Source organism: Plantactinospora sp. CNZ321, from assembly GCF_004217235.1.
The window spans coordinates 2,938,665-2,960,506 of sequence record NZ_SHKQ01000001.1; the positions used below are offsets into that span (position 1 = coordinate 2,938,665).

General features: G+C 71.6%; 23 protein-coding genes and 2 pseudogenes. 10 read left to right on the forward strand and 15 right to left on the reverse strand.

The features are described 5' to 3' along the window. Positions 1–91 precede the first annotated feature (91 nt). From EV371_RS13140 to EV371_RS13150, 3 genes are read right to left on the reverse strand one after another with little or no spacing between them, the layout of a single operon-like run. Complete coding sequence (locus EV371_RS13140) at positions 92–385, reverse strand: hypothetical protein (protein WP_130462292.1); 294 nt, start codon at positions 383–385, stop codon at positions 92–94. Between the two features lie 2 nt (positions 386–387). Further along, positions 388–990, reverse strand: a complete 603-nt coding sequence (locus EV371_RS13145; protein WP_130462293.1) for a hypothetical protein — start codon at positions 988–990, stop codon at positions 388–390. Then, on the reverse strand, positions 987–1,319 hold the full coding sequence (locus tag EV371_RS13150; RefSeq protein WP_486484593.1) for a PadR family transcriptional regulator: 333 nt from the start codon (positions 1,317–1,319) through the stop codon (positions 987–989). Before EV371_RS13150 ends, EV371_RS13145 begins: the two co-directional genes overlap by 4 nt. Positions 1,320–1,449: 130 nt before the next feature. Between EV371_RS13150 and EV371_RS13155 the strand changes: the two genes are divergently transcribed. Continuing rightward, positions 1,450–2,937, forward strand: a complete 1,488-nt coding sequence (locus tag EV371_RS13155) for an MFS transporter (protein WP_130465870.1) — start codon at positions 1,450–1,452, stop codon at positions 2,935–2,937. A gap of 90 nt (positions 2,938–3,027) precedes the next feature. On the opposite strand, the gene EV371_RS13160 is transcribed toward EV371_RS13155, so the two are convergent. From EV371_RS13160 to EV371_RS13185, 6 genes are all read right to left on the reverse strand, one after another. Continuing rightward, positions 3,028–4,707 (reverse strand): glycoside hydrolase family 13 protein, encoded by a 1,680-nt coding sequence (locus EV371_RS13160; protein WP_130462294.1) that lies wholly within the window; start codon positions 4,705–4,707, stop codon positions 3,028–3,030. A 64-nt stretch (positions 4,708–4,771) separates the two neighbouring features. After that, complete coding sequence (locus EV371_RS13165; RefSeq protein ID WP_130462295.1) at positions 4,772–5,794, reverse strand: LacI family DNA-binding transcriptional regulator; 1,023 nt, start codon at positions 5,792–5,794, stop codon at positions 4,772–4,774. A 103-nt stretch (positions 5,795–5,897) separates the two neighbouring features. Further along, positions 5,898–6,866 carry an ABC transporter permease subunit gene (locus EV371_RS13170; RefSeq protein WP_130462296.1) on the reverse strand — a complete coding sequence of 323 codons (969 nt, stop codon included), beginning with the start codon at positions 6,864–6,866 and terminating at the stop codon, positions 5,898–5,900. 1 nt (position 6,867) lies between these two features. Beyond that, positions 6,868–7,935, reverse strand: coding sequence for a carbohydrate ABC transporter permease (locus EV371_RS13175; protein WP_130465871.1), 1,068 nt, complete (start codon positions 7,933–7,935; stop codon positions 6,868–6,870). 76 nt (positions 7,936–8,011) lie between these two features. Next, positions 8,012–9,355: an ABC transporter substrate-binding protein gene (locus EV371_RS13180; RefSeq protein ID WP_130462297.1), complete on the reverse strand. Its 1,344-nt coding sequence runs from the start codon at positions 9,353–9,355 to the stop codon at positions 8,012–8,014. A 169-nt stretch (positions 9,356–9,524) separates the two neighbouring features. After that, a complete protein-coding gene (locus tag EV371_RS13185) occupies positions 9,525–10,280 on the reverse strand; it encodes an HD domain-containing protein (RefSeq protein WP_130465872.1) in 756 nt (251 codons plus the stop codon). A 130-nt stretch (positions 10,281–10,410) separates the two neighbouring features. Here EV371_RS13185 and EV371_RS13190 point away from each other — a divergent pair, with 130 nt between their 5' ends. Next, positions 10,411–11,187 (forward strand): M23 family metallopeptidase, encoded by a 777-nt coding sequence (locus EV371_RS13190; RefSeq protein ID WP_486484594.1) that lies wholly within the window; start codon positions 10,411–10,413, stop codon positions 11,185–11,187. Between the two features lie 224 nt (positions 11,188–11,411). Here the strand turns inward: EV371_RS13190 and EV371_RS33380 are convergent, their stop codons facing one another. From EV371_RS33380 to EV371_RS13205, 4 genes and pseudogenes are all read right to left on the reverse strand, one after another. After that, positions 11,412–11,555, reverse strand: a complete 144-nt coding sequence (locus EV371_RS33380) for a GPGG-motif small membrane protein (RefSeq protein ID WP_165436674.1) — start codon at positions 11,553–11,555, stop codon at positions 11,412–11,414. 3 nt (positions 11,556–11,558) lie between these two features. After that, the gene (locus tag EV371_RS13195; RefSeq protein ID WP_130462299.1) at positions 11,559–12,332 is read right to left on the reverse strand and encodes a metallophosphoesterase; all 774 of its coding nucleotides are present in this window, start codon (positions 12,330–12,332) and stop codon (positions 11,559–11,561) included. Positions 12,333–12,345: 13 nt separating this feature from the next. Further along, complete coding sequence (locus tag EV371_RS13200) at positions 12,346–12,621, reverse strand: hypothetical protein (protein WP_130462300.1); 276 nt, start codon at positions 12,619–12,621, stop codon at positions 12,346–12,348. Positions 12,622–12,692: 71 nt separating this feature from the next. After that, a pseudogene (locus EV371_RS13205) lies at positions 12,693–13,259 on the reverse strand (nucleotidyltransferase); the annotation flags it as partial. 263 nt (positions 13,260–13,522) lie between these two features. Here EV371_RS13205 and EV371_RS13210 point away from each other — a divergent pair. After that, positions 13,523–14,170 (forward strand): annotated as a pseudogene (locus EV371_RS13210) (dTMP kinase); the annotation flags it as partial. A 316-nt stretch (positions 14,171–14,486) separates the two neighbouring features. On the opposite strand, the gene EV371_RS13215 reads toward EV371_RS13210, so the two are convergent. After that, the gene (locus EV371_RS13215; protein WP_130462302.1) at positions 14,487–15,242 is read right to left on the reverse strand and encodes an SDR family oxidoreductase; all 756 of its coding nucleotides are present in this window, start codon (positions 15,240–15,242) and stop codon (positions 14,487–14,489) included. Between EV371_RS13215 and EV371_RS33385 the strand changes: the two genes are divergently transcribed. The 7 genes from EV371_RS33385 to EV371_RS13245 all read left to right on the forward strand — a co-directional run bounded on the left by EV371_RS33385 (position 15,241) and on the right by EV371_RS13245 (position 21,032). Next, positions 15,241–15,414, forward strand: coding sequence for a hypothetical protein (locus EV371_RS33385; protein ID WP_165436675.1), 174 nt, complete (start codon positions 15,241–15,243; stop codon positions 15,412–15,414). The two genes, EV371_RS13215 and EV371_RS33385, sit on opposite strands and share 2 nt — an antisense overlap. Before the next feature lie 263 nt (positions 15,415–15,677). After that, positions 15,678–16,586 carry an SIS domain-containing protein gene (locus EV371_RS13220; protein WP_130462303.1) on the forward strand — a complete coding sequence of 303 codons (909 nt, stop codon included), beginning with the start codon at positions 15,678–15,680 and terminating at the stop codon, positions 16,584–16,586. A 297-nt stretch (positions 16,587–16,883) separates the two neighbouring features. After that, positions 16,884–17,783 (forward strand): N-acetylmuramic acid 6-phosphate etherase, encoded by a 900-nt coding sequence (locus tag EV371_RS13225; RefSeq protein WP_486484595.1) that lies wholly within the window; start codon positions 16,884–16,886, stop codon positions 17,781–17,783. Positions 17,784–18,281: 498 nt separating this feature from the next. Continuing rightward, positions 18,282–19,280: a sigma-70 family RNA polymerase sigma factor gene (locus EV371_RS13230; RefSeq protein WP_349338182.1), complete on the forward strand. Its 999-nt coding sequence runs from the start codon at positions 18,282–18,284 to the stop codon at positions 19,278–19,280. A gap of 259 nt (positions 19,281–19,539) precedes the next feature. Further along, positions 19,540–20,394: a Scr1 family TA system antitoxin-like transcriptional regulator gene (locus EV371_RS13235; RefSeq protein WP_165436676.1), complete on the forward strand. Its 855-nt coding sequence runs from the start codon at positions 19,540–19,542 to the stop codon at positions 20,392–20,394. A gap of 34 nt (positions 20,395–20,428) precedes the next feature. Further along, positions 20,429–20,626, forward strand: coding sequence for a DUF397 domain-containing protein (locus EV371_RS13240; protein WP_349338184.1), 198 nt, complete (start codon positions 20,429–20,431; stop codon positions 20,624–20,626). A gap of 46 nt (positions 20,627–20,672) precedes the next feature. Then, entirely contained in the window at positions 20,673–21,032 is a 360-nt protein-coding gene (locus EV371_RS13245; RefSeq protein WP_130462308.1) for a hypothetical protein, read from the forward strand. A gap of 24 nt (positions 21,033–21,056) precedes the next feature. On the opposite strand, the gene EV371_RS13250 is transcribed toward EV371_RS13245, so the two are convergent. Further along, positions 21,057–21,746 carry a hypothetical protein gene (locus tag EV371_RS13250; protein WP_130462309.1) on the reverse strand — a complete coding sequence of 230 codons (690 nt, stop codon included), beginning with the start codon at positions 21,744–21,746 and terminating at the stop codon, positions 21,057–21,059. Between the last annotated feature and the right edge of the window lie 96 nt (positions 21,747–21,842).

A 21,842-nucleotide genomic window follows, 5' to 3' on the forward strand; every position in this document is an offset into this window, starting at 1 on the left:
CAGGGCCGGTACACGTCACAGCGTCGGGGAACAGCCTTCGTGGCCGGTCGACGGCGTCCGGCACGGCGACCTGAAGGGCCCTGCGCGCGGGTCACCGTCCGTCGACGGTCCCGGCGGCCTGCGCGTCGGTACGCGTTCTCGCGGTCGATGGCCGGCGGGCCACCGGCCGGGCACCCGGGCGCGCCAGATGCGTCGGAGCGCGCCAACTGCGGATGAGCAGCGCGAGCCGTTTCGGGCGATCCTGGTCACTCAGCACCCAGCAGGTGGCGCCCACCACCATCGCGGTGGCCGCGAGGAGCGCGAGCAGCCCCGGCCAGTCCAGCAACGACAGGGTGGTGACCAGCCCGCCGCCGGCCACGACCGCGCCCGCCCGGCGCGCTGGCACGGCTAGTCCGCCTCGGTGCGCGACTGTCGCAGCGCGCGCCGGAGCGCGAACATCGACAGCAGCAGGCGGGTGGCGTAACCGAGCTGGTGCAGTCCGGTCAGCCGGCTCAGTTCGGCCCGGAACTCCTCCTGGTAGCGAGGGCGTTCCCGGGCCGGCAGGGCCTGCACGACGAGGCCGATCAGCCGGACCGCGGTGACGCCGGTGCGGGCGGCGATCCGGCGGCGAATCCCGCCGGCCGCCGGCGGCGGAATCGGGACGGCCACGTTGGCCGCCATCGGCCGCGCGACCTTGAGGGCCGCGTTGCCGAGCCGCCACCCCCGCAGGTAGGTGCTGGTGTTCCGGGCGATCGCCGAGGCTTCCCGGACGGCCGGCACGAGGGGCCGGTCCGCCCACGGCGCGTAGGGGCCGGGGTCGAGGCCCGGCACCCGGCGCGGCAGCGGCCAGTCCGAACTCACACGCCGGGCCGGCGGCCCCGGGTCGCGCCCGCCGGCCGCGCGCAGGCCGGCCAGGACCCGCAGCACCACCTCGTCGGCGGGGTCGGCGTGGCGCGGGGCGTTACCGACCGTGACCTCGTGCGCCTCCGCGGGCTGCCCGGGCCCGGTCACGGCTGCCCTTCGGCGAGCCCCGGCCGGAGCGCACCGAACTTGGCGACGCGCGCGTCGGCCTGGGCCAGGGCCCGGCGGGCCGCAACGGCTCCGTCCGAGGTGAGCGAGTAGTAGCGGCGGCGTGGGCGACCGACCTCGTGCGGGTCCAGATCCTCCCAGCGGGATTGCAGCCAGCCGAGGCTCTCCAGCCGGGCCAGGATGGGATGGATGGTGCCGCTGGCGAGCCCGGCGGCGGCGCAGAGCTCCAGCCCGTAGAACTCGCGGGACGGGTACTCCAGCAGGGTGCGCAGCACCGCCTGGGTGGGCAGCGTCATCCGGGGAGCAGGCATGCTCGTACTCTACCAAGCCCTAGCTAGAGTTCAACCTACCCGTCGGCACCGCGATCCGGGTCGACCGGTCGGCCCGGCACCCCGCGCGACCGTCACCTCGGCGTTACCTGATCCTGGTTGAGTGCCGGACATGCCGATCGGTGACCAGCGAGCCGCCCGAGGTGGGGGCCCGGTCCACCGGTTCTACAGCGTGGCGGTCTTCGTCGTGCTCGCCTCGCTGGACAACGTGGCGATCGGGCTGGTGCCGCCGCTCTACGGCTCCATCGCCCCGGCGCTCGACGTCGGCGTCGGCGCGATCGGCGCGGTCACCGCGACGAGTTTCCTGGTCAGCGCGGTGGCCGCGGTCGGCTGGGCGTACGTCGGGGACCGGGCCAACCGCAAGCCGCTGCTCATGGTCGGCACGCTGATCTGGGCCGCCGGTACGGCCGGCAGCGCGGTCGCCCCCACCTACCTGGCGTTCTTCGGTGCGCAACTGCTGGCCGCGATCGGGCTCGGCGCGGTCGGTTCGGTCGGCTTCTCCGTGGTCACCGACCTGGTCAGCCCGCGCCGCCGGGGAGTGGTGCTCAGCTTCTGGGGACTGTCCCAGGGCATCGGTACCCTGGCCGGCACCCTGGTCGGCGGCGTGCTCGGCGCGCAGGACTGGCGTCGCCCGTTCCTGCTGCTCAGCGTCGCCGGCCTGGTGGCGACGGTGGCCTACCTGCTCACCTACGACATCCGGCGCGGCCAGAGCGAGCCGGAGCTGACCGGCGCGCTGGCGGTCGGCGGGGACTACGACTACCAGATCAGCCGGGCCGACCTGCCGGGCATCCTGCACCGCCGGACGAACCGGTGGCTGGTGTTGCAGGGCCTCACCGCGCAGGTGGCGTTCGGCTCGCTCGTCTGGCTGCCGGTGCTGTTCCGGGAGCGGGCCGAGGCACAGGGCTACTCGTCGGCGACCGCGACCGTCGTGGGCAGCATCTTCGCCGTACTGTTCCAGCTCGGCGGGGTGCTATCGATCGTCGGCGGACTGGTCGGCGACGCCGCGCAACGGCGTACTCCCCGGGGGAGGGCGCTGGTCGCGGCGATCGGTGTGCTGGCGGCGGTGCCGTTCTACGCGGTGCTCTTCTTCGTGCCGATCCGGATCGACGTGCCCGACGGCGCCGGCGCCGGCGCGGTGGCCGCGGCCGTGCTCGGCAGCGTCCTCACCGAGCCGACGGTCGGGTTCAGCCTGCTCACCGCCCTGCTCGCGCTCGGCCTCACCTCGGCCAACTCGCCGAACTGGTTCGCGCTGATCGCCGACGTCAACCCGCCGGAACACCGGGGTACGGTCTACAGCCTCGGCAACCTGGTCAACGGGGTGGGCCGGGCGGCCGGCAACGGCCTGATCGGGGTGGCCGCCTCGGCGCTGCGTGCGGCCTTCCCGCCACCGCTGAACTTCGCGGTCGGGCTCGCCGCCTTCCAACTCTTCTTCCTGCCCACCGGGCTCATGTACTGGCTCGCCTCGCGCAGCGCCCCCGGGGACATCCGCCGGGTGCACGAGCTGCTCACCGCCCGGGCCGAGGAGGTCGCTCCGGCCGGCCTGACGGTGGGGAAGGGCCCCCACACAACAGAAAGCGATAAGAAGGGGCCCTTCCATTGAACCTTTTTCAACCTCCCCTTGCGGTCCGTCGGAGCGCAAGGTCGGACGCGGTGTGTGAGCGCCGCGTGGTTCAGGTTGACAAAGGTTCGTTCACCGGAGCCAGACCGTGACGTCGGTCGGCACCCGCCCGTCGGCGTCGAGCGGACCGCTGGCGTGCACCAGCTCGGCACCCGCCGGCAACTCGACCGGGTCGGCCCCGAAGTTGGTCAACACCCGCAGCTCCCCGTTGCGGAAGTAGAGCACGTCGTCCGGGCTCGACAGCCAGTACACGGTGCCGGACCCGAGCCGCAGGTCCCGGCGCAGCCGCAGGCTGGTGCGGTACAGCTCGTACGTCGAGCCGACCACCCCGCGCTGCCGGTCCAGGGCGTACTCGGCCCAGAGCGGCGGCTGCGGCAACCAACTCGCGTCCCCCGGCCCGAAGCCGTACGACGGGGCGTCCGCCTGCCACGGGATCGGCACCCGGCAGCCGTCCCGGCCCCGCTCGGTGTGACCGCTCCGCTGGAAGGTCGGGTCCTGCCGGGCCTCGTCCGGCAGCGTGGTGTGCTCCGGCAGTCCGAGCTCCTCTCCCTGGTAGAGGTAGGCAGAGCCGGGCAGCGAGAGCATCAGCAGGGTGGCCGCCCGGGCCCGGCGCAGCCCGACGACGGCGTCCGGCTGCGGGTCGTCGACGCCGATGCCCCGGGGCCGGCGGGTGCCGACCGGCAGCCCGAGCCGGCTGGCGTGCCGCAGCACGTCGTGGTTGGAGAGCACCCAGGTGGTGGGGGCACCGACCGCCTCGCTCGCGGCGAGCGAGCGGGTGATCACCGCGTACTGGACCGGAGCGGTCCAGGCCGCCTCCAGGTACTCGAAGTTGAACGCCTGGTGCATCTCGTCCGGCCGGACGTACCGGGCCAGCCGCTCGGCCGACTGCACCCACGCCTCGGCGACCAGGATCCGCTCGCCCGGGTACCCGTCCAGCACCCGGCGCCACTCCCGGTAGATCTCGTGCACGCCGTCCTGGTCCCACATCGGCGGGCGCGGCCCCTCGGTGCCCTCACCGCTGGTCGGCTCCACCGGCGGATGCGCGTCGGCCAGCTCGAGCTGCTTGACCAGCCCGTTCGCCACGTCCACCCGGAATCCGTCCACCCCTCGGTCCAGCCAGTACCGCAGGATGTCGAGGAACTCGGCGCGCACCTCGGGGAGGTCCCAGTTGAGGTCCGGCTGGCCGGGGTCGAAGAGGTGCAGGTACCACTGCCCGGCGCTGCCGTCCGGCTCGGTGACCCGGGTCCAGGCCGGGCCGCCGAAGACGCTGCGCCAGTCGTTCGGTGGTTCGGTGCCGCCGGGGCCGAGACCGTCCCGGAAGACGTAGCGCTGCCGCTGCGGGCTGCCCGGCCCGGCGGCCAGCGCGGCGGTGAACCACGGGTGCGCCGAGGAGGTGTGGTTGGGCACGAGGTCGACGATGAACCTCAGGCCACGGGCGTGCGTTTCGGCGATCAGCCGGTCGAGGTCGGCCAGCGTGCCGAAGAGCGGGTCCACGCCACGGTAGTCGGCCACGTCGTATCCGGCGTCCGCCTGGGGGGACGGGTAGAACGGCGAGAGCCAGACCGCGTCCACGCCCAACTCGACCAGGTGGTCCAGCCGGGCGGTGATTCCGGGCAGGTCGCCGACGCCGTCGCCGTCGGAGTCGGCGAACGAGCGCGGATAGATCTGGTAGATGACCGCGTGCCGCCACCACGGTCCGACCTCGGTCGGCAGGTTGCCCGGGAGCGGCTCGACGGCGGCGGTGGAGGACATCGCCTCGGTGCTGTTCAGGGTGCTCTCCCATCGGTCGAGGTGTGGTGTCTGCCACGTGTCGAAGTCACTTTTCCCGGGGCGGGCCGGTCGAATCGCGTACGACGAGCCGGGTGGGCAGGATCACCGGCTCGGGTTCCTCTCCGGTCCGGGACAGACCGGCCAGCGGACCCAGCAGCGTACCGGCGGCGAGCCGGCCCTGCTCGGTCGCGGGCTGGGCCACGGTGGTCAGGCCGAACGCGCCGGCCAGGGTGTGGTCGTCGACGCCGATCACGCTGACCTGCTGCGGCACCCGTACCCCGGCGGCCCGCAGCGTGTTCAGCACGGCCATCGCCATCTCGTCACAGCTCGCGAAGATCGCCGTCGGCAGCTCGCCCCGGGCGATCAGTTGCTCGGCGGCCGACCGGCCACCGTCGGCGTCCGCCGGAGCCGCGATGCCGAGCCGGGGGTCGGGGTCGATCCCGGCGGCACCGAGGGCCTCCCGGTAGCCGCGGTGCCGCTGTAGGTGGGCCGGGTGGACGAGTTCGTCGGGGTCTCCCCAGACGCAGGCGATCCGCCGGTGCCCGAGGCTCAGCAGGTGCTCGGTGGCGGCCCGGCCGGCCGCCTGGTCGTCGATCCGGATGCTCGGCCACCCTGGCACCGCCGCCCCGGAGCTGACCGTGACCCCGGGCAGCGCCAGGTTGGCGATCGTGACCAGGTCGGCGGTGGGCAACGGCGTCGCGACCAGCATCGCCGCGTCCACCCGGTTGGGCAGGTTGGACTTGTGCAGCAGGCGCGTCCGGGCCCGCTCCCGGCCGCCGATGGTGTAGAGCAGCAGGTCGTAGCCGGCGGCGTGCAGGACCTCCTCGGCGGCCTCCACCACGGCACCGACGAACCAGGGGGTGATCCGGGGGACGATCACGGCGACGGTGCCGGTCTTGCCGCCGGCCAGCCGGGATGCGCTGGGCGACACGGTGTAGTCGAGTTGCTCGGCGGCGAGCAGTACCCGGATCCGGGTCGCCTCGGAGACCGTCGGCAGTCCGCGCAGCGCCCGCGAGACGGTGGCGGTGGAGACCCCGGCCAGCCGGGCCACGTCGTCGATGGTGGTCACGGTGACATCCTGATCCGGCCGTGCCGCCGGCCACGGCTGCTCCGGCCCGGGACCCGGCCGCCGGGCGGTGCGCCGCCCGACGGCCGTCGGCCCGCGAGGGCGGTCAGCCCTTGACGCCGCCAGCGAGCAGGCCACGCACGAAGTAGCGCTGGAGAGACAGGAACACGATCAGGGGTACGACGATCGAGACGAACGCGCCGGAGGTGAGCCGCTGCCACTCGTTGGCCCGGGTACCGGCCAACTCGGCGAGGCGTACGGTCAGCGGTGCGGTCTCGCTGCCGCCACCGGCGAAGATCAGTGCGACCAGCAGGTCGTTCCAGACCCAGAGGAACTGGAAGATGCCGAACGCCGCCAGCGCCGGCAGGATCAGCGGCAGCACGATGGAACGGAAGATCTTCGGATGGGTGGCGCCGTCCACCCGGGCCGCCTCCATCAGGTCCTTCGGGAGCTGCGAGATGAAGTTGTGCAGCAGGAAGACGGCGATCGGCAGGGCGAAGCAGGTGTGTGCGAACCAGACCTGGAGGAACTTCTCCTCGTCGTCGAGGTTCCACGCCGGCATCAGCTCGACGCTGCCCAGGCTGACCCCCTCGGAGAAGAAGCTGAGCAGCGGGACCAGCGCCATCTGCAACGGCACGATCTGCAACGCGAAGATGCCGATGTAGATCCAGTCCCGTCCCTTGAAGTTGATCCAGGCCAGCGCGTACGCGGCCAGCGCGGCGAAGGCGAGCGGGAAGAGCACCGACGGGATCGTGATCACCAGCGAGTTGACGAAGTAGCCGGCGAGCTGCCCGGAGATCGCCGACCGGCCGAAGAGCACCTGCTGGTAGTTCTCCAGGGTGAACTGCGGGTTGGTGAAGGCGGTCCACCAGCCGGTGCTCTTGATCTCGTCCTCGGGCCGGAACGACGAGACGAACAACCCGAAGGTGGGCACCGTCCAGAGCACCGCGATCAGGATCGAGGCGGCGGTGGCGTACGGACTGTTGAGCCGGCGGCGGATCCGGCCGACCCGGGTGGCCGGCGGTGCCGCCGCGGACTGCGTATCGGCCAGCGCGGGAGGAGTGGTGGTGGTCATCTCAAACCTCCCGCTGCTTGCGCAGGTTGCGGATCTGGTAGATCACGATCGGGATCACCAGGACGAAGAGGACGACGGCCAGCGCCGACCCCTGGCCGGTCTGACCGAACCGGAACGCCTGGTTGTACATCTCGTTGGCGATCACGCCGGTGTCGAAGTTGCCGTTGGTGGTGGTGCGGACGATGTCGAAGACCTTGAGCGTGGCGATCGAGACCGTGACCACCACGACGATCAGGGCCGACCGGATGCTCGGCAGGGTGATCTGCCAGAACATCTGCCAGGGGTTCACCCCGTCCAGCCGGGCCGCCTCGACGACGTCGTTCGGGATCGCCTTGATCGCGGCCGAGAGCACCACCATCGCGAAGCCGGCCTGGATCCAGATCATGATCACGATCAGCAGCAGGGTGTTCAGCGGTGGGTCGTTGAGCCACTGCCGGGGCTCGCCGCCGAACATCACCCAGACCTGGTTGAGTAGGCCGATCTGGTCGTACTCGGCGGAGCGGTAGGCGTAGACGAACTTCCAGATGATGCTCGCGCCGACGAACGAGATCGCCATCGGCATGAAGATCAGTGCCTTGGCCACCGCCTCGAACCGGGCCCGGTCGACCAGGACGGCGTAGACCAGCCCGACGGTGGTGGCCACCAGCGGGACCAGGACCACCCAGATCAGGGTGTTGGTGAGGATGCCGAAGATCTCGTCCTGGGCGAACATCCACCGGTAGTTGGCCAGCCCGACCCAGTTGTCGCTGCGGCCGTCCATGAAGGACAGCACGGTGGTGCGGACGGCCGGTACGACCAGGCCGATCGCGAGCAGTGCCAGGGTGGGCAGCAGGAAGAAGAGCGCGAGCCCGCCCTCCGGGCGGTTCACCACCGAGCGGCGGCGCGGTCGGGGACCGCCGGCGGTCGCCGGGCCCTGCGCCGAGGCCGCGACCAGCGCCGCCTCGCGGCGCCGGGCGAACCAGTTGGGTACGACGTCGAGCAGCACGAGCAGTCCGCCGACCACGACCGCGAAGGCGATCAGGCCGTAGAGCAGCATGAGCAGCTTTGGTGCCTCGTCGGCGAAATCCATCAGCGCCTCCAACGCCACGACGGTCGGATAGCCGACGGTCCGGCTCGCAACGGAGCGAGCCGGACCGTCGGGGTTGTCACTTCGGCCAGGAGCCTTCGACGTAGTCGAGGGTGCTCTTGGTGTCCTTGCCGTTGACCCAGTCGATCATGCCCTTCCAGAGGGTGCCGGCACCGACCGCGGCGGGCATCAGGTCGGAGCCGTCGAACCGGAAGACCGCGCTCTTGTCGAGCAGGACCTCCATCGACAGCTTGTCGACCGCCTGCTCGACCTTGCTCACGTCGAGCTTGTTGTTCGGCGAGATCCAGTTGCCGAGCCCGGCCCGCGAGTTGGCGTACTCGCCGGTCATCAGGTACTGCCGGACGGCCTGTACCGCCGGGCCGTCGGTGAAGGCCACGGTGAACTCGCCACCACCGAGTACCGGCTTGCCCTTGGCCGGGTCGACCGCCGGGAAGTAGAAGGCGTAGATGTCGCCGTCCGGGCCGATCTTGGTGCCCTCGGGCAGGTAGTTGGCGTAGAAGTTCGCCTGCCGGTGCATCGAGCACTGGCCCTGGAGGATCGGCAGGCCGCCCTCCTGGAACGGGGTGGTGGTGAGGCTCTTCACGTCACCGTAGCCGCCGTTGACGTACTTGGGGTTCTTGAGGACCTGGCCGGCCTGCTCGACCGCCTGCACCACCCGCGGGTCGTTGAACGGGATGGCGTGGGTGGTCCACTGGTCGTAGACCTCCGGCGGCTGCGTACGCAGCATCAGGTCCTCGATCCAGTCGGTCGCCGGCCATCCGGTGGCGTCGCCCGACTCCAGCCCGACGCACCACGGCTTCTGGTCCGTCGCCGCGATCTTGTCGCTGAGCTCCATCAGCTGCTGCCAGGTGGTCGGCACCTGGTAGCCCTTCTCGGCGAACGCCTTGGGCGAGTACCAGACGAAGGACTTCACGTTCGCGCCGAGCGGCGTGCCGTAGAGCTGCCCGCCGACGGTGGCGTACTTGAGCCAGTCGGCTGGGTAGTTCGCCTCGGCCAGGCTCTTCTGCTCCGCCGTCATCGGCTTGAGCTTGTTCGCCTCGGCGAACCGGGCGAGCAGCCCGGGCTGCGGGATGAAGGCCAGGTCGGGCGGGTTGCCGCCGTCCACCTGGACCTGGAGCTGGGCCTCGAACTCGCCGCTGCCGTCGTACTTGATCTCGATGCCGGTGCAGTCCTCGAACTGCTTCCACGACTGCCGCAGCAGGTCGGCCTCGGCGTCCCGGATCGACGCGTAGATGGAAACGCTCTCGCCGTCGTGCCCCTGGTAGGCCGAGTACGGCGCGCACTCGGCGGAGTCGGGGTCGAGCCCGCTGTCACTGTCGCCGGAACAGGCGGTGGCGCCAAGTGCCAAGGCCAACACACTGGCGATCGCGAAGGCCTGGCGTGGTCTGGACTGGACCGCCATGCCGTCCTCCTTTCGTGCCGGCGTGCCGGTTGCCTGTGTGGGCAACCGGGCCGGCCTGTGGGCGTCACCACATGTAAGCGCTTGCAGCCATGATCGTCCAGCCCCGTGGAGCCACGAGGCCGTAACGATTCGGAAACCCGGTACCGGCCCGCCGGGCGGCGAGGGCCGGTTACTCGGCCGCCGGCACCGCCGGGACGGCCCCGGGCTCGTCGAGGATCGCGGCGAAGCGCTGCTCGGCGAGGTCGAGCTGGCCGAGGATGTGCGCCCGCGCCTCGGCGCCCAGCGGGGTGTCCGGCCGGGTGATCAGGTCACGGAAGAGCGGCACCAGGGGGCGGTACTTCCGCGCCGAGCGGTGCACCTTCTCGCCCGTGGTGTGGATGATCCCCACGCCGTTGTCGGTGAAGTCGGACACCTTGATCACCCGGGCCCACGGTTCCCGGTCCAGGCTCCTCGCCAGGTGCGCGTGGTACTGCTCGTCCCGGTCGCGGGCCGGGTCGTACTCCGGATTGGTGACCGCCGCGACCAGCCGGGCGATCCGGGGGTTGAACCGCCGGGCCACCTCCGCCAGCGCCGCCCGGGTGGCCGCCGGCCCGGCCGTGCCGGCGGGCAGGCCGGCGAGTTCCGCCGGATGGTCCTCCACCGCGTCGTGCAGCAGCGCCGCCACGATCACGTCGACGTCGGTCACGGAGTAGTAGCAGATGATCCGGATGGCCACCCGGAGCAGGTGATTGAGGTATGGCTCGCGTACCCGGCGGTCGTCGCGGTGCAGCGTGCCGGCGAGGTCCAGCGCCGCCGCCAGCCGGGCCCGCTCGGCCGGGGCGAAGTGCTCCGCCTCCAGCCGGAACCGGTCCCGCAGGCCGGCCTCGCCGTAGACCTCGGTCACGGCGTGCAGCGGCATGCTTCTCAGGTACGTCGGCGAGGCCATGTCGTCCAGGTATACCGGATCGGCCCGGCCGGTACGCCCGTCCGGCGCCGGGTTCCACTCTTCCGCTGGCTGAAGTTTTCTGCCACGCTCAATCCATAGATAGAAAACTTTCACCACCATGGAGGTCATCGTGCGCTTCCGCCTGTCCACCTCCCTCGGTGCCGGCCTGCTGCTGGCCGCCGCCGTGCTGGTGGCGGCCCCGCCGGCCGCCGCCGCACCCACCTTCAAGGTGCCGTTCCGATGCGGCCAGTCCTGGTCGGGGCAGACCCGGACCAACCACAGCCCGGCGTACGCCGTCGACTTCAACCGGACCGACGACCAGGGCGACCCGGTGGTGGCCAGCGCACCCGGCACCGTCGACGTCGTCGCCAATCTCGGCGACACCAGCTACGGGAAGTACGTCCGGATCAACCACGGTGCCGGTTACACGACCTACTACGCCCACCTGAGCAGCTTCAACACCGCCGTCGGACGGAGCGTCGGCTACGGGACCGTGATCGGGTACGTCGGCTCCACCGGTGGCTCCACCGGCCCGCACCTGCACTACGAGCAGCGCCTCAACGGCTCCGACATCCAGGTGCGGTTCAACGGCGCGTTGGCGCTCTACTGGGGCACCCGCACCTACACCAGCGACAACGGCTGCTCCGGCGGCGCTGGCTCCGGCACGGTGAACACCGCGGGCAGCCCGCTGACCGTCCGCTCCGGCCCGGGCACCGGCTACTCCGCGGTCGGCACGGTCGCCGACGGCGCCCGGGTCACCATCCAGTGCCAGACCACGGGTACGACGGTGACCGGCACCTACGGCACCAGCAACATCTGGGACCGGATCGGGGCCGGCCGATTCGTCTCCGACGCGTACGTCCTGACCGGCTACGACGGCTTCATCCCGGGCGTACCGCGCTGCTGAATGCCGGGCGTACCACCACGCTGCCGGGCATCGGCCGTCGGTAGCCCGGACAGACAGATGGCCGGGGCACCGTGCCCGGGGCATCCAGGGGGAGGATGAACGCCCCGGGCATGGTGGCCCCGGCTTGCCTGTTGGGGGTTCTCACTTGCCTGTTGGGAACTCTCAGTAGGGACAGGGATTCTTCAGCGACCCGAAGCCGGCGCTGCGCCAACGTCGGCCACGCGTCAATTGAAGAGGCTGACGCCGCCAGGACCGACCAGCAGTCCGACGACGATGAGCACGATGCCCCAGAGGAGCTGCCGCCGGAACAGTGCCAGCACACCGGCGACCACCAGTACAACCGCGAGGATCCAGAGCAGTAGTTCCATGACTCAGGAACTACCCCCGGCAGTGAGCGCGGAAACCTTGCCCGCAGTGGCCCCGGCGTACGGCGGGTGCAGGTGGAACACACTGTACGCCTGCTTGATCACCGGGTGCGCGACGTTACGGACCCGCACCCCGCCCGGGGTGGTGCCCCGCTCGCTGCCGGCGTGCGCGTGCCCGTGCAGGGCCAGTTCGGTCGGCGCCGAGTCGATGGCCTGACCGAGCAGGTACGAGCCGAGGAACGGATAGATCTCCAGCGGCTCCCCGGCCAGCGTGTCGGGTACCGGCGCGTAGTGGGTCAGCGCCACCCGCACGTCGCAGTCCATCTCGCGCAACGCCTCGCCGAGCTGCTCGGCGATGTCGCTGGTGGTCCGGACGAAGGACTTCATCTCGGGTTCGCCGAACTCGCTTGCGCACCGGCCGGCGAAGCCGCCGCCGAAGCCCTTCGCACCGGCGATCCCGAGTCGCACCCCGGAGCACTCCAGCACCACGTTGGTGCCCTCCAGCACCAGGATGCCGGCGTCCTCCAGTATCCGGATCACCGCCGGCACCTCGTCGCAGTGGTGGTCGTGGTTGCCGAGCACCGCGACCACCGGTACGCCGAGGTTGCCGAACTCGGTCGCCACGCAGCGGGCCTCGGACTCGGTGCCGTGCCTGGTCAGGTCACCGGCCAGCAGCAGGACGTCGGCGCGCTCGGGCAACTGCTCCAGGGCCGGCCGGAACCGGCCGACCACGTCCTGGTCCAGGTGCACGTCGCCGACTGCCGCGATCCGGATCACCATGTCGTCGCCTCCCTCACCGGAGTTCCTCCACCTCGGTCGGTGCCTGGACACGGATCAGTCCGATGTCGACCGTCACCGGTACCTCGGGAAAGTGCTCCAGCACCAGCCGGAGGATCTCCTCGCGTCGCTGCGCGCTCGCCACCTCGCCGCAGAGCACCACGGCGTGGCCCCGGCGGGTCACCGTGATGCCCTGCTCGGCGATCTCGCTCCGCTCGGTGAGCAGGCGCTGGATCGCCGCTTCCAGATAGTCGTCGGGCGGTTCGGCACCACCCGGGCCGTGCTGGTTCATGTCGCCACCTCGCTGCGCTCGTCCATACCGGTCATCACCCTCTCCGCCGCGCCCGAGGAGTAGCGCGGCTGCTCACCGGTCGGCGCGTAGGGCACCACGTCCAGCCGGTCAAGCAGCACCAGGAACGCCTCCGCGTACGGGGAGTGCACCGTCTCCTTGCGTACCCGCTCCCAGTCGATCTGTTCCCGGAGCGAGCGGGCCAGCGGCAGGCCGCGGGCGAAGTCGCAGTAGTGCTGCGAGAAGCTCAGCAGCTTGTGCACCATCAGGTGGGTCGCCGACAGCACCGGCATGTGGATGGCGTCGACCGGGCGTACCACGGTGTCCCGGAAGGTCTCGTCGGTGACCGGGGTCTCGATCGGCCGGTGGATCAGATCGACCATCCGGTCGTTGTCCCAGACCTTGACCAGCCAGTCCTCCGGCGGGCGCTCGGCGGTGAAGCCGGCCTCGACGAGCGCCTCCAGGGCGCGTTCGACGTCCTGCTCCCGGATGAGGAAGTCGACGTCGTGGTCGCTGGAGTGGCCGCCGTGCGCGTACACCGCGAAGCTGCCGCCCAGCGCGAAGGGGATCTCGGACTGCTTGAGGACGGCGGCGACCCGCTTGAGGGTGGCAAGAAGGGTCTCGTCGCCGTTGTGATCCATCGGGTCTCCCAGGTCGGTGGCGAGCGGGCATCTGGTCAATGTGGTGGAGATTTACCGGTACCCGGCACTTCGTTCCTTCACACCTGGTCGGGATCCGGCGGTGCCGGCCCGGGGCCCGGAACCGGACGCACCGGCACGGAGCGCGGGTGCCGGCCACGCCCGGGACGCGCCGGCCGGAACGGCGCGTCCCGGGCGGGTCGGGGCAGCGGCGGGTGCGTTTGGCCGGCGTGGGGGGCTGCGCGCGCCGAGTACCGTTGCTGAGCGTGGCCCGAACTCTGTTCCAGCGGCGGCACGGGGGACGACTGCGGGCCGTGGCCCTGGTCGGAATCGACGGCTCGGGCAAGACCACCCAGGCACACCGGCTGGCGGACGCGTTGACCGCAGCCGGCATCCCGGCGACGTACTGGCAGAACGCCGGCGGACGGCGGTGGTTCGGCCGACTCGCCCGCACACTTGGCCGGCGGGACGCCCAGCGCCTGCTGGGGCGGGACGGGATGCTGCTGGCCGAGTCGGCACTGCGCTGGCTGGCCATCGCGCGGGCGCTGATCCGTTCCCGGCTCCGCCGCCGGGTCGCCGTGATGGACCGCTACTCGGTCTGCCAGTACGCCAGCATCCGCGCGCACGGTGGAGGGCGCCGCTGGGAGAGCATCGCCCGGCTGCTGTACCGGGTCTTCCCGCCGCCGGACGTCACCCTGCTGCTAGCGGTGGACCCCGGTGAGGCGTACCGGCGGATCGAGGCGCGGGGCACCGACCACGAGAACATCACGTACCTGACCGCCGGGGCGACGGCGTACCGCTCGCTGCCGGAGTTCGCCGGATTCGTGGTGGTGGACGCCAACCGTTCTCCGGACGAGGTGACCCGGGCGATCCGGGCCGCTGTCCGGGGCTGGCTGCCACCGGACGCCGCGCCCGCCGATCCCGCGCCCGCCGATCCCGCGCCCGCCGATCCCGCGCCCGCCGATCCCGCGCCCGCCGATCCCGCGCCCGCCGATCCCGCGCCCGCCGATCCCGCGCCCGCCGATCCCGCGCCCGCCGATCCCGCGCCCGCCGATCCCGCGCCCGCCGGCACCGCGCCGGCAGACGCCGCGCCCGCCGGCGCCGCGTCGGCTCCGGCAGCCCTGACTCCGGCCCCGGCACCCGCCCCGGCTGCATCGAAGGTGGATGCGCCGGATCCCACCACCCGGTCGTCCGGGCCGGACGAGGCGGAGCCGGCCCGGGCCGGATCGCTCAGGCCCGGCCGTACACCGGTATCGTCGCACCGCTGGTCGGCGCCGACTCGTCGCTGGCCAGGAAACGGATCACCCCGGCGATCTCCGCCGGGTCCACCCAGCGCGAGTGGTCCGCGTTGGGTTGCGCCGCCCGGTTGGCCGGCGTGTCGATGACGCTCGGCAACACCGTGTTGCACCGCACGCCCGACTGCCGGTATTCCACGGCGACCGCCGAGGAGAAGGCGATCACCGCCGCCTTCCCGGTGACGTAGCCGGCGGCGCCGGGAAACGGCGCGACCGCCGCACGGGAGGAGACGCAGACCACCGACCCGCCGCCGGCCGCCAGCAGGTAGGGCAGGGCGGCCCGGGTGACCAGGTGGGTCGGGCGCAGGTTGCGGACGATCATCTGGTCGAAGTCGGCTACCGGCGTCTCGTGCACCAGTCCGCCGGCCGCGAACCCGCCGGCCAGGTTCACCACCGCCCGCAGCGGCGCCCCGGCGTCACCGCCGGCCGCCTCGACCGCTGCCGCCACCTGTTCGGGGTCGGTCAGGTCCGCCGGTACCCGGAGCGGCCCGGCGCCCCTCCCGCCGGTGGCGGTGGCCGGCTCCGTCCCGCCGGTGGCGGTGGCCAGCTCCGTCCCGCCGGTGGCCGGCTCGGTCCCGCCGTGCGGCCGGACCGGTACGACCACCCGCCACCCGGCGGCGACGAACGCGGCGGTGACCGCCCCGCCGAGCCCGCCCGCCCCGCCGCTGATGAACACAGTGCGATCTGCCATGCCCGCAACGCTATCGGCAACACCGGGCGCGTCCGGCGGCACCGCCGAGGAGCCGCGCCGGACGATCCACTCGGGGGCGGGCGATCCGATCTGGACGTCGGCGAACCGGGGCCCGGGACCGCACCGGTTCCGGTTCGCCGTCCGGCCGGACCCGGACCCTGACGTACGCTGAATGCGGCCCGATGGTCGTCCGGCGCCGGTTTCCGCCGTTTCCGGCCTGTCGCCGGAGTGCTTCGGTAGCCTATCGATGGATGACTATTCACCCGGACGCCGTCCGGCGTTGCGGGCTCGGTGACCCTGCCAGGACGAAGGTGTGGGGGGAATGGCACGCTCGGCTGGGCTGACCGGCCGCAGTTTCCCACCGGTTGGGCGTACTTTCGCAGGTGTAGCGCGTCACGGTTGACGCTCACGCCTTCGTGAAAGTAAGTTTCATCCGTGGTGAAGACTGCGAAGGTTTCTGCGAGTCACGAGACGGGTGGGCTGATTGTCCATATCAGCGGCCTGCTCCCGTCCCTGTCGCCCGCCGAACAACGGGTTGCCAGGCTCGTGGTCGCGGATCCCGCGGACGCCGCCCGTCGCACCATCACAGACCTGGCGACCGCCGCCGAGACCTCCGAGGCCACTGTCATCCGGTTCTGCCGGTCGGTCGGCATGGACGGCTACCCGCAACTGCGGATCCGGCTCGCCGCCGAGGCGGCCCGCCGGGTGGAGCCGCCGGACGCCCGGGTCGTCGGCGGTGACATCCCGCCCGGCGCCGACCTGGCCCAGATCATCGCGACCATCGCCTTCAGCGACGCCCGAGCGGTCGAGGAGACCGCGGAGCAGCTCGACGCGGCCGTCTGCGAGCAGGTGGTCGAGGCGATCAACGGTGCCGGTCGGGTCGACATCTACGGCGCCGCGGCGAGCGGGTTCGTCGCCTCCGACTTCCAGCAGAAACTGCACCGGATCGGCCGGACCGCGTTCTACTTCCCCGACGTGCACACCGCGCTCACCTCGGCGGCCCTGCTCGGCAAGGGGGACGTCGCGATGGGGATCTCGCACACCGGCACCACGCTGGACGCGATCGAGGTGCTGGAGCAGGCGCGGGCCCGGGGGGCGACCACGGTCGCGCTGACCAACTTCCCCCGGTCGCCGATCACCGACGTCGCGGACTACGTGCTCACCACGGCTGCCCGGGAGACGACGTACCGGTCGGGCGCGATGGCGAGCCGGCTCGCCCAGTTGACGGTGGTCGACTGCCTCTTCGTGGGGGTCGCCGCGCGTAACCGGGCCAGAGCAAAGAAGGCACTAGAGGTCACCGCCGAAGCGGTACGGCCGCACCGGGTCAAGGGGAGACGGGCATGAGAAGCGGGCGGGCCGGCCGGTCCGGCGCGACGGTGTCGCGGAGCGGCACCGTACGCGGCGAGGCGGCGGGGGTATGAGTCACGGGCTCGGCGGTGGTCGAGGTGCGGGGGGGCGGACATGACGGCCGGACGGGTCGAGCCCGGTGCGCTACCCGCCACCACCCCGCGTCAGGATCCCGACGCGGGGTCCTCTTACCCGCCGACCGAGCCGGGTCACCGGTCGGAGGACGGCGGTCGGCCCGGAGAACCCGGGCCGACGGCAGGCCTGGCCGGGGGACGGGAACGGGAGCCGCGCGCGGTGGTCCGGGTCAGTTCCCCGACCGAGTTGCGCAATCCGCGCAGTCTCGACCTGGACCTGATGTCCGTCCGGGACGTGCTGAAGGTGATCAACGAGGACGACCGGCGGGTACCGGCGGCGGTGTCGAAGGTGCTGGACGAGATCGCGGTGGCGGTCGAGTTGGCCGTGACGGCGCTGCGGGCCGGCCGGCGGGTGCACTACTTCGGCGCGGGTACCTCGGGCCGGCTCGGCGTGCTCGACGCCGCCGAACTGGCGCCCACCTTCAACGCCCCGGACCGTTGGTTCTGCGCCCACCTGGCGGGTGGGCCGGACGCGATGTGGCGGGCCGTGGAGGATGCCGAGGACGACGAGGACGGCGGGGCCGAGGAGGCGCGCGGCTGCGTACACCCCGGAGATCTCGTGGTCGGTCTGGCCGCCAGCGGGCGTACCCCGTACGTGCTCGGGGCCCTGCGCGCGGCGACCGACCTGGGTGCGGACACCGTGCTGGTCTGTGCCGATCCGGGCGCCAGGGCGGCCCGGTCGGTGACGGTGTTCATCGGGGTGGAGACCGGCCCGGAGGTGATCACCGGCTCGACGCGGATGAAGGCCGCGACCGCCCAGAAACTGGTGCTGAACGGGTTTTCCACCGCCGTGATGGTGCGGTTGGGGCGGGTCTACTCAAACCTGATGATCGACATGGTCGCCACCAACGCGAAACTGCGGGGACGAATGATCTCGATCCTCGTGGAGGCGACGGACTGTCCCGAGGAGGTTGCGCAGCGTGCGCTTACCGAGGCTGAGGGCGACCTGAAGGCCGCCCTGGTGGCACTGCTGTCCGGTGCGGCCGTCGCCGACGCCCGGGCCGCGTTGGACCGCTCGGCCAACCAGGTACGCGGCGCGATCGCCCTGCTGACCGGCTGACGCCCGGTATTCCGGTATCCCACCGTCCCATCCGTCCCGCCTCGGCCCTGTCCGGCCCGGCGGGCGGATGTGGTGCGGGGAGCGTCGGAGACCGGACGTACCGGCGCGGGACTATCTCCGGGCTCCGGATTGTTGCGCAGACGGAGGGGTAACCCTTCGGTGGCGGATGAACCGGCCGGCCGCGCCGTGCGTATATATCGAAGCGTGACGAGGATCGCAGCAACCTGGTGACGTAGATCGCTGTGCGTCGTTGTATGACGATGATCCGATAGTTGGTGCAGAGCCGTCGCAAGGCCCCGTAGCTGCGGTATCGCCGGCTCCGACAGACCCTGATCGGGACGACTGACAGCAAACGTCGATCGGGCTTTCAGCAACTACTCAGGCGTTCGTGACACTTTCGACTCACCAGATGGAATCCCTGACGCGTCTCAACTGTTGTGTAGGTGTCAGCACCGCGGGGCACAGCGGAAGTTACGGGGAGGGCTGATGAACGTGGGGATGGCAGGAGCAGAAACCCGGGCCACCGGGAGGAACGACGAGGGGACCGTGGGGAACGTGGAGAAGAAGATCGTGATGCGAACCGACGAGGTCGCCGAGGAGCGCGACCTGGTCGGCGTGTACCTGCACGAGATCTCCCGCACACCGCTGCTCGACGCCGCCGCCGAGGTCGACCTCTCCAAGGCCATCGAGGCTGGCCTCTACGCTGAGCACCTGATCGACCAGGGGAAGCTCCCGGTCGGCGTCAGCCTCGCGGAGATGGAGCGGCTGGTGGTCGAGGGGGAGCGGGCGAAGGACCTCTTCATCCGGGCCAACCTCCGGCTGGTCGTCTCCATCGCCCGCCGGTACGTCCGCTCCGGGATGCCCATGCTGGACCTGATCCAGGAGGGCAACACCGGCCTGGTCCGGGCGGTCGAGAAGTTCGACTACGAGCGGGGCTACAAGTTCTCGACGTACGCGACCTGGTGGATCCGCCAGGCGATCAGCCGGGCGATCGCCCAGCAGGAACGCACCGTACGGCTCCCCGTGCACCTGGTCGAGGACGTCAACCGGATGCGCAACGTGGCCCGCCAGCTCACCCGTGAGCTGGGCACCGACCCGGAGCCGGAGCAGATCGCGGCGGCGCTGGGCGTGCCGGTGGAGCGGGTGCACGAGCTGGTCCGCTGGTCGCAGGACACCGTCTCGCTGGACACTCCGGTCGGCGACGACGGGGACACCAACCTCGGCGACCTCGTCGCGGACAGCGACGCTCCGTCGCCGGAGGAGATCGTGCTGACCGGCCTGGAGCGGCAGCGCATCGAGGGCCTGTTGAACCACCTCGACGACCGGTCGGCCGGGATCATGCGGGCCCGGTACGGCCTGGAGGACGGCCGCGAGCACTCGCTGACCGAGGTCGCGTCCCGCTTCTCGCTCTCCCGGGAGCGGATCCGGCAGCTGGAGATCCAGGCGTTGGGGCGGCTGCGCGAGCTGGCCCGGGCCGAGGGACTCCAGGCGGCCTGAGCGACCGGCCCGGCACGCGGCGGTCGGGGACCTCGACGAACGGTCGGAGACTTCGACGAATCGGTGAGCGGCCGGCGTCCCCACGGGGGCGCCGGCCGCTCACCGTCGTACCCGGGATTCCGGGGTGTCTGCGGAGCGCCGTACCACCGACAACCACTAGGGTGATCGGCATCACGACAGTGAGTTCCGCTCGCGTCGGAAGGTGCTGTCGGCAGACGGTGGCGCCCAGAGCCGACGGGAGCAATCCGGGGAGGACTCCGTGCCGATCAGTCCGACCGCCCGGCGTCGCCGGCTCGGCATCGAGCTGCGCCGCCTGCGCGAGCGGGAACAGCTCACCCTGCTTCAGGTCGCACAGCGGATGAAGTGCTCCGACGCGAAGATCTCCCGGATCGAGGCGGGCAAGCACTCCACCCGGACCCGCGACGTCCTGGCCCTGCTCGACATCTACCGGGTGGCAGACGAGCGTACCCGCGAGGTGCTGGCGACCCTGGCCAAGCAGTCGACCCAGCGCGGCTGGTGGGTCACCTACGGCGGGGCGATCCCGGACTGGTTCGAGGTGTACGTCGGCCTGGAGTCCGAGGCGACCGAGATCCGCACCGTGGAGACCCATCTGGTGCCCGGCCTGCTGCAGACCGAGGCGTACGCCGCCGCGCTGATCCGGGCCACCCAGCCGCTCGCGCCGGCCGAGGAACTGACCCGCCAGGTGGAGCTGCGGCTGGCCCGGCAACGTCGGCTGCACGAGCACGACCCGATGCGGCTGCGGGTGGTGCTCGGCGAGGCGGTACTGCGCTGCCGGGTCGGCGACGCGGCGGTCATGCGTGACCAGCTCGGGCACCTGGCGGTGCTGGCCGAACGCTCCCACGTGGAGCTGCGGGTGGTCCAGTTCAGCAGTCCGGCGTACACCGCGTTCGGCCGGCCGTTCGCGATCCTCGGCTTTCCGGAGCCCACCGATCCGGGTCTGGTCTACACCGAACACCGGACCGGTGCGCTCTACATCGACGAGCCGGCCCAGATCGCCTCCTTCGCGCTTGCCTTCGACCACCTGGTTGCGGCAGCGTTGTCGCGGAAAGAATCGGCGCGGCTGCTCAGGGAGACGGCGGCCTTCTGGACGTGAGGGAGGGCCGGAGCGGATGTGGCCGGACGAAAGCATGCTGACCTGGCAAAAGAGCAGCCGATCCGGGGGCGAGGGCGGCAACTGCGTCGAGGTGGCCCGGCTCGGCACCGGCGTCGCCGTACGTGACTCGAAGGACACGGCCGGTCCGGTACTCCGGTTCCCGCCGACCGCCTGGGGGGCCTTCCTCACCGGTCTCGCCCAAACCGCGCCGGAGGACCGCAGACGTGCTTGACCGTGCCAGATAGCGTCTGTCTCGTCGTGCGACTAGTGGAGGCGCAGTGTCCAATATGACCGGATGGGTTCTCACGCAGGGCGTGTTTCAGCTACCCGTCCTGCTGGTGCTGGTGGTCGGTCTCGTCCTGGTGGCAGTCCGTCGCGATCAGCTCTCCCGCCTGGCCAAAGGACTCGCCGTCGCGGGTTGCAGCGTGCTTCTGATCGGAATCGTGGCAGATACGGCGTGGCTGGCGTCGATCCCCACGTTGCTGGCCGGTGATCCCTCTCCGACGGAGTTCGACATGATCAGGGCGGGCGTCAGCATTGTGCTGACCATCTGTCATACCCTCGGGCTGGGACTCCTGATCGGCGGCGTACTGGCCGGCGGCCTCCAGCACCGGTCACGGCAGGTCAACCTCTCGTAGGTCGTTCCGGTCCCCGCAGCGGGCTCAGCCGTCGAAACGGGCGACCAGGTCGCCGATCCGCGCCGACGGGGTAGCGTCGCAGAGCTGGTCCACCGCCGTCATCACCAGCGGGCTGTCCACTCCGGAGATCCCCTTGGCCAGCCCGATCTGCCGGATCGCCGCGACCCGTTCCTCGGGCGGGGCCTGCTGGTACTCCTCGCAGGTCGAGTCGGCGGTCAGCCCGCCGGCGTCGCCGAGCCCGTCGAGCACCGCGCGGACGACCAGGCCGCCCACCACCAGCAGCACGACGACCGCCCCGAGCGCGATCCAGGGACCGTAGCGGCGCGGCCGTCGCGCACCGCCCGATCCCGGTACGGCGTCCGCCGCCACCCCGGCCGGCTCCCGGGCCGCTGCGGCGCTGGCCGTCCGATCCGCCGGTACCGGCCCGGTGGGGGCGGACGGCAGGGCTTCGACGGCGGCGGCCAGCTCGGCCGCGTACCCCTGATCCTCGGTCGCGGCGGTGCTCAACAGGCGTTTGACCAGCGAGTTGTTTCGGGGTTCCCGGAGCAGGTCGGCCAGCGCATCCAACTCGTCGAGGGTGCGTAGCCGCCCCGCCACCAGGTCGTAGAGTCGGCGGACCGGTCCCGGGTCACCGGTCGAGGCGATCCCGGGCAGGTGCGGTGCGAGGCGGTCGAGCACCACAGCGGCGAGGTTCCTGGCCTCCGACGGAGTCACCCCGGCAGGTTAGCGCCCGGCCGGGACGGCACGGCCCCCGGCGTGCCCGGCCGACGGGGGGCGTACGGGTCGGGAAAGGCGATCGCGCGCCGGACC

Excerpts from the sequence above, each read along its gene's own strand:
- EV371_RS13150 (WP_486484593.1), bottom strand. The coding sequence starts at position 1,319 with ATGCCTGCTCCCCGGATGACGCTGCCCACCCAGGCGGTGCTGCGCACC.
- EV371_RS13155 (WP_130465870.1), top strand. The coding sequence starts at position 1,450 with ATGCCGATCGGTGACCAGCGAGCCGCCCGAGGTGGGGGCCCGGTCCAC.
- EV371_RS13160 (WP_130462294.1), bottom strand. The coding sequence starts at position 4,707 with ATGTCCTCCACCGCCGCCGTCGAGCCGCTCCCGGGCAACCTGCCGACC.
- EV371_RS13170 (WP_130462296.1), bottom strand. The coding sequence starts at position 6,866 with ATGACCACCACCACTCCTCCCGCGCTGGCCGATACGCAGTCCGCGGCG.
- EV371_RS13175 (WP_130465871.1), bottom strand. The coding sequence starts at position 7,935 with ATGGATTTCGCCGACGAGGCACCAAAGCTGCTCATGCTGCTCTACGGC.
- EV371_RS13180 (WP_130462297.1), bottom strand. The coding sequence starts at position 9,355 with ATGGCGGTCCAGTCCAGACCACGCCAGGCCTTCGCGATCGCCAGTGTG.
- EV371_RS13185 (WP_130465872.1), bottom strand. The coding sequence starts at position 10,280 with ATGGCCTCGCCGACGTACCTGAGAAGCATGCCGCTGCACGCCGTGACC.
- EV371_RS33380 (WP_165436674.1), bottom strand. The coding sequence starts at position 11,555 with ATGGAACTACTGCTCTGGATCCTCGCGGTTGTACTGGTGGTCGCCGGT.
- EV371_RS13195 (WP_130462299.1), bottom strand. The coding sequence starts at position 12,332 with ATGGTGATCCGGATCGCGGCAGTCGGCGACGTGCACCTGGACCAGGAC.
- EV371_RS13200 (WP_130462300.1), bottom strand. The coding sequence starts at position 12,621 with ATGAACCAGCACGGCCCGGGTGGTGCCGAACCGCCCGACGACTATCTG.
- EV371_RS33385 (WP_165436675.1), top strand. The coding sequence starts at position 15,241 with ATGCCCGCAACGCTATCGGCAACACCGGGCGCGTCCGGCGGCACCGCC.
- EV371_RS13215 (WP_130462302.1), bottom strand. The coding sequence starts at position 15,242 with ATGGCAGATCGCACTGTGTTCATCAGCGGCGGGGCGGGCGGGCTCGGC.
- EV371_RS13230 (WP_349338182.1), top strand. The coding sequence starts at position 18,282 with ATGGCAGGAGCAGAAACCCGGGCCACCGGGAGGAACGACGAGGGGACC.
- EV371_RS13240 (WP_349338184.1), top strand. The coding sequence starts at position 20,429 with ATGCTGACCTGGCAAAAGAGCAGCCGATCCGGGGGCGAGGGCGGCAAC.